At 33.3% G+C, this 8,603-nt stretch carries 11 protein-coding genes; 8 read left to right on the top strand and 3 right to left on the bottom strand.

Going from position 1 to position 8,603, the window contains the following annotated elements; translation table 11 throughout:
* Positions 1–277 precede the first annotated feature (277 nt).
* From FND99_RS20320 to FND99_RS20015, 7 genes are all read left to right on the top strand, one after another.
* On the top strand, positions 278–694 hold the full coding sequence (locus tag FND99_RS20320; RefSeq protein WP_246074252.1) for a sensor histidine kinase: 417 nt from the start codon (positions 278–280) through the stop codon (positions 692–694).
* Complete coding sequence (locus tag FND99_RS20040; RefSeq protein WP_144339700.1) at positions 682–1,428, top strand: LytR/AlgR family response regulator transcription factor; 747 nt, start codon at positions 682–684, stop codon at positions 1,426–1,428. Before FND99_RS20320 ends, FND99_RS20040 begins: the two co-directional genes overlap by 13 nt.
* 276 nt (positions 1,429–1,704) lie before the next feature.
* Positions 1,705–2,640: a DUF2589 domain-containing protein gene (locus FND99_RS20035; protein WP_162615581.1), complete on the top strand. Its 936-nt coding sequence runs from the start codon at positions 1,705–1,707 to the stop codon at positions 2,638–2,640.
* Positions 2,641–2,669: 29 nt separating this feature from the next.
* The gene (locus tag FND99_RS20030; RefSeq protein ID WP_144339698.1) at positions 2,670–3,440 is read left to right on the top strand and encodes a hypothetical protein; all 771 of its coding nucleotides are present in this window, start codon (positions 2,670–2,672) and stop codon (positions 3,438–3,440) included.
* Positions 3,437–4,006 carry a DUF2589 domain-containing protein gene (locus FND99_RS20025; protein WP_144339697.1) on the top strand — a complete coding sequence of 190 codons (570 nt, stop codon included), beginning with the start codon at positions 3,437–3,439 and terminating at the stop codon, positions 4,004–4,006. The genes FND99_RS20030 and FND99_RS20025 overlap by 4 nt, the downstream gene beginning before the upstream one ends.
* Entirely contained in the window at positions 4,003–4,227 is a 225-nt protein-coding gene (locus FND99_RS20020; RefSeq protein WP_144339696.1) for a hypothetical protein, read from the top strand. Before FND99_RS20025 ends, FND99_RS20020 begins: the two co-directional genes overlap by 4 nt.
* Positions 4,228–4,262: 35 nt before the next feature.
* Positions 4,263–5,021 (top strand): trypsin-like serine peptidase, encoded by a 759-nt coding sequence (locus FND99_RS20015; protein ID WP_144339695.1) that lies wholly within the window; start codon positions 4,263–4,265, stop codon positions 5,019–5,021.
* 55 nt (positions 5,022–5,076) lie between these two features.
* On the opposite strand, the gene rluF is transcribed toward FND99_RS20015, so the two are convergent.
* The 3 genes from rluF to FND99_RS20000 form a co-directional block, all read right to left on the bottom strand.
* Entirely contained in the window at positions 5,077–5,901 is an 825-nt protein-coding gene (rluF, locus tag FND99_RS20010) for a 23S rRNA pseudouridine(2604) synthase RluF (protein ID WP_144339694.1), read from the bottom strand.
* A 231-nt stretch (positions 5,902–6,132) separates the two neighbouring features.
* Positions 6,133–6,477, bottom strand: a complete 345-nt coding sequence (locus FND99_RS20005) for an antibiotic biosynthesis monooxygenase family protein (RefSeq protein ID WP_144339693.1) — start codon at positions 6,475–6,477, stop codon at positions 6,133–6,135.
* Positions 6,478–6,488: 11 nt separating this feature from the next.
* Entirely contained in the window at positions 6,489–7,640 is a 1,152-nt protein-coding gene (locus FND99_RS20000; RefSeq protein WP_144339692.1) for a cytochrome P450, read from the bottom strand.
* A gap of 62 nt (positions 7,641–7,702) precedes the next feature.
* Here FND99_RS20000 and FND99_RS19995 point away from each other — a divergent pair, with 62 nt between their 5' ends.
* Positions 7,703–8,395 carry an ArsR/SmtB family transcription factor gene (locus tag FND99_RS19995; protein WP_246074251.1) on the top strand — a complete coding sequence of 231 codons (693 nt, stop codon included), beginning with the start codon at positions 7,703–7,705 and terminating at the stop codon, positions 8,393–8,395.
* The last annotated feature ends 208 nt before the right edge of the window (positions 8,396–8,603 follow it).

Below are 8,603 nucleotides of genomic sequence, written 5' to 3'. Positions count from 1 at the left end.
TAGGTGGTCATTTTGAATTGGAATCAGGTGGTCACTTTAAATTGGAATTGGGTGGTCAATATCACTGGAATTTGCAGAAAATCTTGAAAATAGAAATTTTTCAGAATTAGATGTTTTACTGGCAAAAAACATTGCAATAACAAATGCTGCTTATAATTTATTAGATAATTTACTCAATTGGGCAATACTGCAAACGGCACAAACTTATTTTTATATTGAATCTCTTCATCTTTATTCAATTGTCGAACAAGTTCAATATAACTACAGAGCTCTTTTGATGGATAAAGAAATAAGTTTTGAAAATAAAGTTGCAGAAGAAGTTTATGTTCTTGCTGACCTAGATTCGTTGAAAATAATTATTAGAAATTTATTAGATAATGCAATCAAATTTACACCTGCAAAGGGAAAAATTTCTTTGTATGCAGATAATGATATTGAAGAAGATTTTTGCCATGTAGTAATTCAAGATTCTGGAATAGGAATGAGCCCTTCTCTTCAAAAAGAAATTTTAGACGAATCATTTCTGCTTTCAAAAAAACATTCAGATGATAATATAGGAACTGGTCTAGGAATGCAGCTCTGTAAAAACCTGATTCTTAAAAATGAAGGAAAGTTAAAGATCGAGAGCGCAGAAAATCAAGGGACTAAATTCATTATAATACTACCTAAGAGTAAAAAAAAATGGATAATATAAATGTACTGGTAATTGAAGACAATAAAGAAGAGAGTAATTTTCTTGTTTCTCTCCTCATTACAAATGGTTACAATGTTGCCGGGGTTGCTACAACACATAAACAAGCTTTGGATCTTTTTTATAGTAATGTTGTTGACATTATTATTATAGATATTTATTTAAATGGCAAACCAGATGGTATTACGTTTGCCGAAACGATTAGTATTGTACCAAATGCTTTAAAACCTTTTGTTTTTTTGACAAGCTCAAAAGAACGTGAAATTTTTGATCGTGCAAAACTTACTCGCCCTTTTAGTTTTTTACTAAAACCCTTTAACGAATTAGAACTGTTGTATTCACTCGAAATGGCAGTCGAAAAATTTTATCATCAGCCAAATATTCTAACAGGTAAAAATCAAAATGCAGTCATTAGTGATAAATACCTTTTTATTAAAAAAAACAAAACACTCAAAAAAGTACGTACCGAAGATATTTCTTATATCGAAGTTGAAGATAGATATTGCAATATTATTACCGAGAAAGAAAAATTTCTAATTCTAATGTCGTTAATTAAGATTTTAGAAATCTTAGATCCCTTAAAATTTATTCGAACACATCGAAATTACATCGTAAACTCAAATAAAATTGTTGAAATTATTTTAAGCGATAATGTTGTAATTCTAAAAGGGAATCATGCTGTAGTACTTAGCGAAAAATATAAAGACTTTGTGAGCAAGTTTACCATATTAAAATAATCCAGAATTTATATAATTAACCAAAGTGATCCTTCTTCTTGAAGGATTTTTTTTTGAAATAATCTTATGCCTCGGTTATTAAATCTTGTACCAATAAATACTGCTCTCATACCATTTTTTGATCTAGATTGTAAATTATAGTATAGCTTTACTATTGAAAATCAGAGTATTGCTAGCGTGTTTTGGTTTTTGTTGAGTAGTGGAGTTCAGAATCCACTTAAAAAAACGAGGTGTATCCGAAAAACCAAACGAGTAGGTAATTAAATAATTTTTATCATGTCAATCGATACTACTCCGTCCAAAGTGGCGACAAATGCCTTGCAGGCATTACCGTTTTCATCCCTTATTGGTGGTCCTCTTGACGCAGCAATCAAAGCTCAAGCTATGGCGGCTAAAACAAGTTGGGAATTTATTCAACAAGTAGGTCTTAATGAAGACAAAGCGACAGGGAAAAAAGAAGCAGTCAATGTAACGTTTTACTACAATAAAAATGGTCAAATGACCAAGCTTATTGTTCCGCTTTTAACTATTGTGCCAATACCGTATATTGCGATAGACGAGGTGCAGATTAATTTTAAGGCTAATATTTCGGCATCTTCATCTTCAGTTTCTGAAACATCTTCATCTGAAACTACAGAAGCAGGAGGTAGCGCAAAAGCAAGTTTTGGTTATGGTCCCTTTAGTGTTTCGGCCGAGTTTAAAGCTAATTATTCAAGTAAAAAAGATTCAAAAGCGTCTGAAGAGTCTAAATATTCTGTGGAATATACAATGGATGTACAAGTACATGCAGGACAATCAGATATGCCTGCGGGACTTGCTACGGTTTTGAATATTTTGCAGTCAAGTATTACAGATGCAAATTCAAAAGGTACGTTTACTTTCTCTCCTGCAAATCCTCAAGTTGATGTAGCTGCTTTAGCTAAAGACGGAAAATTTGCTGTAAATATAACGGCAAATATTAAAGACTCTAACGGACTTGTTCTAGCTGGCGAACAAGTTGCCTTAACAACTAAAGGAGGAAAAGCCATTACTTTTGATGCTATACCCGACCAAACAACAGATAGTAACGGTAATGTAACCTTTACTGTAACTGGTGTATTAACGGATCCTGCAAATCCTTATAACGAAGCAGTCGAATTTACGCTTGCAGATGCTAAACAAGGATTAAGCGCTTCAGGGATACTTTCTTTCATTGGTCAGCTACCGGCTTAATTGATTTTTAACCTTAAATACGTATAGCCATGACAGTGGAAAATTTATTTACAGATGTTCTTAATAACCTCGTAGAGGCACAGTATGAATCTTACGTATTTTCTCAGAAATTAGGTGAGCGGGATAACAACCTGCTCCCTATTCCTACTGCTGAAATAAAACAGATTACACTAGATATAAACTATGCTTACGAGAAAAAAGATGAAATAGGGTATCAAGAAAGTTTTGATATAGTCTTGATATTTAGTAAGATGAAAAGATTGATAAAAAAGGCTTTGCTAAGATATCAAAAAAAGATTATTGATGAAGTCGATCTTTCTCCTGAATCTTCAAATGTCAAATGGCTGGAGATTAAAAAGAATCTTTCATCAGGAAAGCTAATTGATTTTATGCTTACTGATATAAAAATGCCTTTTGTTAATGAGCTCGATACTCTCCTTAATAAATCAAATGAGAAGGAATTGGAGCATTATCAGATTGTTACGAACATATTAATTCCTCTTGCACTAAATACGGTAGAACGAAATGTTTTAAACCATCAACACATGGCACCATTTATTAAGCATATTAATCTAGATGATGTTTCAGAGAAAGTCAAAAACAATCTCGATAAACATATTCAGGAAATAGATGATTCTGTTAAGTCTTCTGTAAAATATATTCCAAAAAGCATAAATATAATTGTAGATGCGCAACTTTTAAAAGAGCTTCCGCCAGATGCAATACAAAAAGCTAAAGTAGTCATGAAAATGCGTAATCTAATGGTAGAAAGAGTACCGCCAAATACACCAGAAAAATGAGAAAAGGACTATTCAGTACAGGGGCAACAAGATTAACGGATATTTTTCTGGCCCCTCTCGAAGCAGTTATTCAGGCTGATATTGATTTATCTGAACGAATAACCAAATTTATAATGGACTATGGATTTGACGATTGGGATCAAAAAGGAAAATTGCCAAAACTAAAAATGGTAAGCTTTTCTTTTACTAATGAACAAGGCAAAGTTGAAGTGTTTAGTTTGCCTGTACTTTCCTTAATCCAGCTTCCGCTACTACGGATCAAAGACGCCAATTTTGATATGAAAGTTAAAATGATAACCGTAGACATAGACGAAGAGGAATCGCCTCCGTCATTGTTAGACGATGACAAAACGGTAAAATTGCCACAAAGACAATCTGCAATAAAGGCATTTTTGACTCCAAGTACAAGTAGTAATATGGAGACTATGAAATCTAATATGAAAGTTAGACTCAACATGATTGACGGTGATATGCCTGGTGGTATTATTCAGCTTTTAGCTATGATGGGCGAAATTAATAACGTAAATGATAAGCGAATTAATAACGTAAAAGAATTAGAGTTATGAAAAATTCAAAACCAAAAGAGGAATCTAACGGACTTGAATGTCCTGCCTGCAGATTCAAGATTAAGTTTACCATGATGGATCTTGTAGTGAAGAAAAGTATTATTTGTCCTGGTTGTCATTTAACAATGGATATGGATGTTCCATTAGATATGAAACACCATTTGCAAGAAATCTCATTAGCTGAACAGATGGTAAGAGAGTCGAGTACTTTTTCAAGATAATGAAAGCAATTAATTAACCTTTAAAAATTAAAATTATGAAAATTAATAATTTAAATGAAGAAAATGTTTTTAAACCAATTCCAGGAAATACTCCTGTAAAAGTTCCAGATACTACGATAGCGCCTTATAAAAATGTTGGATTACTAGTTATGGTATATCCCAATAGCACTGAAGAGTTTATAGGAACGGCTACATTAATTGGAAAAAATGAAGGAGACGAAGAAAGTTTATATCTTTTGACTTGCGCCCATAATTTATATTCTAAAAATGATGGAGGGAAAGCAAAAAGCATTAAATTTATAAGAGCTAGTAATGTACCCAAATTACCTTTTGAGGAAGTAGAAGCAGAAGCTTGGTATTATCCAGCAGGTTATCCAACGGTATCAATACCAAATGATCTTCCATTAAGATTTATAGATGACGAGCTTATTCAAGAAGATGTTAATTTGGATTACGGTATCGTTAAATTAAAAAAAGCAATTAAGCCTGGCGGAAACCTTCCATTATTACACGTGAAAACAGATGAACATCTCCTTAATAAATCGTTGCAAATTAACGGTTATGGTTGGTTCAAGGAAACGATGTCAGAAGCAAATGGTAAATTGACGGAGGTTGGTGTTTTGAGTCTTCGTTATCCTATCTCAACGGCAAAAGGTGCTAGTGGATCTGCTCTTGTTTTAAAGGATACAGGAGAAATAATAGGTATTCATACTCGTGAAACGGATAAAGCAGTTAATCAAGGCGTTCGTATTACACAAGAAGTTAAAGATAAGCTTCTTAGCTGGATGCTATAATGGGGCTAATAAATAAATGGTCGCTATTTTTATAGCGACCATTTTTGTTTTATATTTAATTATCACCTCTTTTCTTAAATCGAGGATCATGTTTTGATATGAATGTTGTTCTTCTATTGGAAACTGGTTTTGGACTTTCGACCTTTGGCAAACTCGCTTCTTCGGTCTTGCTTGAAGGTTCGATTAATTTATTTAATTCTTTAATTTCCGCATCAGTCAAATCGCGATAACGCCCAACGGGAACGTCTAGTGAAATATTAATAATTCGGATACGTTTTAAAGCGGTAACTTCATAACCCAAATACTCAGACATTCTTCGAATCTGACGGTTTAGACCTTGAGTCAGAATAATTTTGAAAGTGTATTTACTGATTTGCTCCACTTTACATTTCTTGGTAACCGTGTCCAAAATTGGAACACCATTTCCCATTCTTTGTATAAAACGATCCGTAATAGGTTTGTTAACCGTAACCGTATATTCCTTTTCGTGATTGTTTCTGGCGCGCAAAATCTTATTGACAATATCGCCGTCGTTGGTCATAAAAATCAAACCTTCACTCGCTTTATCCAATCTTCCAATTGGGAAAATACGTTTTGGGTAATTAATATAATCAACAATGTTATTTCGAACTTCAAGATTCGTTGTACATTCAATTCCGACAGGTTTATTGAAAGCCAAATAAATCATTTTTTCGTGTTTCTCAACAATCAATTTTCCGTCAACGCGTATTTCATCATCTGGAGAAACTTTAGTCCCCATTTCCGGCACAGCACCATTTATTGTCACGCGTCCTTCCTCAATTAATTTATCGGCTTCACGACGAGAACAGAAACCCGTTTCAGCAATAAATTTATTAAGACGTTTTAGATTTTCTTCCATACTGCAAAAGTAGGCAAAAAAATGATTTTAGATTTCAGATTTCAGATTTTAGATTTTTCGCAATCTTGTCATTTCTACCGAAGGGAGAAATCACACAAGAAACTCCGTAAAGAAAGTCGCCAATCTTTGTCGAATTACTAGTGTGATCCTTCGTTCCTCAGTATGACAAAAATATGGTTACTATAAGAAAAAAACTTAGAATCTTAGCAACTTAGAATCTTAGGACCTTTTTCAAGAATGAAATTCAGAACTATCCCTAGGAGTTTCCTTTCTGTCAAACATTCCATAATCACGCACGACAGTTGCAATTCGTAAATGATAATCTTTAAAAACTTCATTTCGCCCTTTAGCTTGTGCATGTCGATGCATTTCCAGATTTCGCCATTTTTGAATACTTTCTTCATCTCTCCAAAAAGACAAAGACAAAACCTTTTCAGGATTGCTAAAACTCTGAAAACGTTCTATCGAAATAAAGCCTTCAATATGGTCTAATTCCGGACGCAAACTCGCGGCGATCTCTAGATATTCTTCTCTTTTTCCTTCATTCGGAATAACTCCAAAAATTACAGCTATCATATTTTTATTTTTTATTTTATTGAAATCCAGATGTTTTTGGGTAATCTGGCATTGATCATTGACTCGTATTGAGTATTATTTTCTAAAAGTTCTATGGTTTTATAGTGATCAAACAAAAACCATAAGGCTTCAGTGGCTAAATGAATCGAAAAATATTTTGCCAAACACATATGTGCGCCAATTCCAAAAGTTAGATTTTCGTTATTGTTGCTTCTTTCAATGTCAAAGTTAAGTGGATTTTCAAACTTTTCAGGATCTCGATTGGCCGATGCAAGTACAATTAAAATCGAATCGCCTTTTTTAATTTGGCTTTCGCCGAGAGTAATATCTTCAACAGCAATTCGTCTTGTATTATGGATTGGCGGATCAAAACGCAAAGTTTCAATAACCGCTTTTTCAATTTCTGCTTTATCCGAAAAAGTTTTATTATTTAGAATCTGCAACAACGAATTGCTCAAAAGTCCTCTTCCGGCGTCAAAACTCTGAACAAAAAATCCGATTAAATTACTAATGCTTATTGTTTTAATTTCGTCAAGCGAAAGTGAATTTGATTCCGAAATTTTGGCAGATAAAGATTCGTAAAAATGTAATGAAGAAAGTTGCTTTTCTACAATTGAAAAAATTGCTGGTGAAACTTCATTTATAGAATTTACTTGCTCTTCTGTCTTTTGCGGAAGCATTAATTTTACCAAAAATTCAATTTGGTTTGAAATAAAATCACAATCTTTTTCTCCAAAACCAAAACTTTTCAAGATAACTAAAGCGGGCAATTTTTTACAAACCGAATTTACCCAATCAATTTTATTACCAATTAAATTATTTTTTATTAATTGAGAAATAATCGAATTGATATCGACCGATTTCATTTTTGAAAACAATAAAATAGCAATTTCTTTTGAAATTTCATGCCGCGTTCCGTTTGATAATCGTGTCAGATTATTTAAAATTTCTAAAGCTTTTGTATTCAGTTTTTGTTCGTTGTTTTGATTTATCTGCGGAATTTCAGCTTTCGGATTTTTCAAAATAGAAACACAAGCGTCATAAGAATAAATTGCCCAGATTTTACTCGTTTCATCCCAATAAGCCTGCTCGTTTTCTAGCCTGTTTTTATAGAACAAATAAGGGTCGCTGACATCAGATTGAAGGAATAAAGTGGAGTTCATGCTAAAAGTTTTTGACAAAGTTATTTAACTTTACATAGCAATAGTTCATTCTGCGCTTAACTATGATTATCGAAATGGAAGATCAATTTATAAAAACGTCATCTTTAATTGGCGACCCAACTCGCGCCTCAATTTTGTGGACGTTGATGGACGGAAGAGCTTTTACAGCTACAGAATTAGCGGTTTCTGTAAATACTTCTCCACAAAATATAAGCATGCATTTAGGGAAACTTCTTGATGCCGATTTGCTTTGTGTCGAAAAACAAGGTCGTCATAAATATTATAGATTTTCGAATAAAGAAGTTGCGTACGCACTTGAAGCAATGGCAAGTTTGGTTCCGAAGCCTGAAGTTTCTCTAAAAAATAAACCCGAAAATTATCCTCCAATAAAATTCTGCAGAACTTGCTACGATCATCTCACTGGAAAAATTGGTGTTGCTGTGACGGATAGTTTATTAGAGCAAGAAATAATTGTAGAAAAAAACAATGCTTTCGAAATTAGCAAAGAAGGAGAAAAATGGTTCTCAGATTTAGGAATTAATTTAGAAGAAGCACAAAAACAAAAACGAATATTTTTAAAACCTTGTTTAGACTGGAGCGAACGAAGAAATCATATTGCTGGTTCAGTTGGAACTTTGCTTTTCAATAAAATGATAAATGAAGATTGGCTCAGAAAAACTGAAAATTCCAGAGCGATTATTGTTACGGGAAAAGGTGAGGCGGCGTTGTTGAAGTATTTTAAAATTGTTGTTTAGATAAGTTAGACTTCTTAGATTGCTGGATTGTTGCGTGAAGTTTGTCATTCCGAGGAACGAGGAATCTCCGCAAGTAGCTCCGCAATTTAAAGTCTCAATTTTTGTAGAGCTTCTTGTGGAGATTCCTCGTCCCTCCTTTAGATTTGTTTTTTGAAATTTTGAGTAGATTTATGATTGAGAAAGGAAGCAAAAGTAAACTGTTCGTTCC

The sequence above is a fragment of the Flavobacterium daemonense genome (assembly GCF_007341385.1).
In the GTDB taxonomy this organism is placed as follows: Bacteria; Bacteroidota; Bacteroidia; order Flavobacteriales; family Flavobacteriaceae; genus Flavobacterium; species Flavobacterium daemonense.
The sequence above is the reverse complement of the archived record's forward strand: the minus strand, read 5'-3'. Positions and strand labels throughout refer to the sequence as shown.

Bases quoted from the DNA above. Each gene is read 5' to 3' on its own strand.
- rluF (WP_144339694.1), bottom strand. From the start codon at position 5,901: ATGGAAGAAAATCTAAAACGTCTTAATAAATTTATTGCTGAAACGGGT.
- FND99_RS20040 (WP_144339700.1), top strand. From the start codon at position 682: ATGGATAATATAAATGTACTGGTAATTGAAGACAATAAAGAAGAGAGT.
- FND99_RS20320 (WP_246074252.1), top strand. From the start codon at position 278: ATGGATAAAGAAATAAGTTTTGAAAATAAAGTTGCAGAAGAAGTTTAT.
- FND99_RS20015 (WP_144339695.1), top strand. From the start codon at position 4,263: ATGAAAATTAATAATTTAAATGAAGAAAATGTTTTTAAACCAATTCCA.
- FND99_RS19995 (WP_246074251.1), top strand. From the start codon at position 7,703: ATGATTATCGAAATGGAAGATCAATTTATAAAAACGTCATCTTTAATT.
- FND99_RS20020 (WP_144339696.1), top strand. From the start codon at position 4,003: ATGAAAAATTCAAAACCAAAAGAGGAATCTAACGGACTTGAATGTCCT.
- FND99_RS20035 (WP_162615581.1), top strand. From the start codon at position 1,705: ATGTCAATCGATACTACTCCGTCCAAAGTGGCGACAAATGCCTTGCAG.
- FND99_RS20030 (WP_144339698.1), top strand. From the start codon at position 2,670: ATGACAGTGGAAAATTTATTTACAGATGTTCTTAATAACCTCGTAGAG.
- FND99_RS20025 (WP_144339697.1), top strand. From the start codon at position 3,437: ATGAGAAAAGGACTATTCAGTACAGGGGCAACAAGATTAACGGATATT.
- FND99_RS20000 (WP_144339692.1), bottom strand. From the start codon at position 7,640: ATGAACTCCACTTTATTCCTTCAATCTGATGTCAGCGACCCTTATTTG.
- FND99_RS20005 (WP_144339693.1), bottom strand. From the start codon at position 6,477: ATGATAGCTGTAATTTTTGGAGTTATTCCGAATGAAGGAAAAAGAGAA.